Source organism: Rhizobacter sp. P2_H2 (assembly GCF_056403375.1).
This window is the reverse complement of sequence record NZ_JBFUFP010001213.1, coordinates 1-1,503: the sequence shown is the minus strand read 5'-3', so window position 1 is coordinate 1,503 and position 1,503 is coordinate 1. Positions and strand designations below refer to the sequence as shown.

2 protein-coding genes are annotated in these 1,503 nt (G+C 69.7%); both read right to left on the bottom strand.

The window, feature by feature from the left end:
- Window positions 1–12: 12 nt before the first annotated feature.
- On the bottom strand, window positions 13–1,215 hold the full coding sequence (gene ispC, locus AC1D15_RS31665) for a 1-deoxy-D-xylulose-5-phosphate reductoisomerase (RefSeq protein WP_465112320.1): 1,203 nt from the start codon (window positions 1,213–1,215) through the stop codon (window positions 13–15).
- 61 nt (window positions 1,216–1,276) lie between these two features.
- Window positions 1,277–1,503, bottom strand: a 227-nt coding sequence (locus AC1D15_RS31660; protein WP_477829167.1) for a phosphatidate cytidylyltransferase, incomplete at its 5' end; no start/stop codon positions are given.

Genomic DNA, 1,503 nt, shown 5'->3' with positions numbered 1-1,503 from the left:
TGGCCGCGGCGTTCATGCGCCCATCTCCGCCACGCGGGCCCGGGCGACGCGCCGCGCCTGTTCGTCGAGCGCGATCAATCCGTCGAGCGAGCGGCAGGCGTCGCGTTCCGGGGTCATGGCGTCGAGGGTGCTGACATTGACGCTGTGAATCTGATCGAAGCGGATGGTTCCTGCCAGAAATGAAGCGACACCAATCTCGTTGGCGGCGTTGAGGATCGCGGTGCTGCCTTCAGGCCCGCGCAGCGTGTCCCAAGCGAGTTTCAGGCCCGGGTAGCGCACGAAGTCGGCCTCCTCGAAGCTCAGTGCCGACATCTGCAGGAAATCGAGCTGCGAAGCACCCGACTCGATGCGTTCGGGGAACGACAGGCTGTAGGCGATCGGCACGCGCATGTCGGGCGTGCCGAGCTGGGCCAGCACCGAGTTGTCGCGCAGCACCACCATCGAATGGATCACGCTCTGCGGGTGCAGCACGACGCGAATCTGCTGCGGCGCCAGGTCGAACAGCCAGCGTGCCTCGATGACCTCGAGCGCCTTGTTCATCATCGTCGCCGAGTCGACCGAGATCTTGCGGCCCATCACCCAGTTGGGATGCGCGCAGGCCTCGTCGGGCGTCACGCTGTGCAGCGTGGCCGGATCGCGGCGGCGGAACGGGCCGCCCGAGGCGGTGAGCAGCAGGTGGTCGATGCGCTGCGGCCAGGTGCTGCGGTCTTCCGGCAGGCACTGGAAGATCGCCGAATGCTCGCTGTCGACCGGCAGCAAGGTGGCGCCGCCGGTGCGCACCGCGTCCATGAAGAACGCCCCGCCGACGACCAGCGCCTCCTTGTTGGCCAGCAGCAGCCGCTTGCCGGCGCGCGCCGCGGCCAGGCACGACGGCAGCCCGGCGGCACCGACGATCGCAGCCATCACGCTGTCGACCTCGGGGTGGGCGGCAACCTGTTCCAGCGCGGCCGCGCCTTCGAGCACTTCGGTGGCGGCGCCGGCCTCGCGCAACGCGCTGCGCAGGCGCTTCGCGTGCGCCGGATCCGTCATCACCGCGAAGCGGGGCTTCCATTGCAGGCACTGCGCGAGCAGCTCGTCGCTGCGGCTGTGCGCCGACAGCGCGAACACCTCGAAGCGCCCGGGATGGCGCGCCAGCACGTCGAGCGTGCTGGTGCCGACGCTGCCGGTGGAGCCGAGGATGCACACCCGCTGGCGGGGAGACGAGACTTCTGACATCGGTAGGCCTGGCAAGAAGGTGGCGTGGCGCAGGAGTGCGGCCGGAGGGTGCCGGGGGCCGCTACAGCGAGCTGAGCGCCATCGCGATCGGGAACACCGGCAGCAGCGCGTCGACCCGGTCGAGCACGCCACCGTGCCCGGGCAACAGGCCGCTGCTGTCCTTGGCGCCGGCGGCACGCTTGACCAGCGATTCGACCAGGTCGCCGACCACGCTCATCGCGCAGAGGAACACCAGCGACAGCACCAGGCCGAAGACACCGAAGCGCTGCAGCAGCAGCGTGTAGAGGC

What these genes read in the sequence shown, in the direction of transcription:
- ispC (WP_465112320.1), bottom strand. Translation starts at nt 1,215, where the DNA reads ATGTCAGAAGTCTCGTCTCCCCGCCAGCGGGTGTGCATCCTCGGCTCC.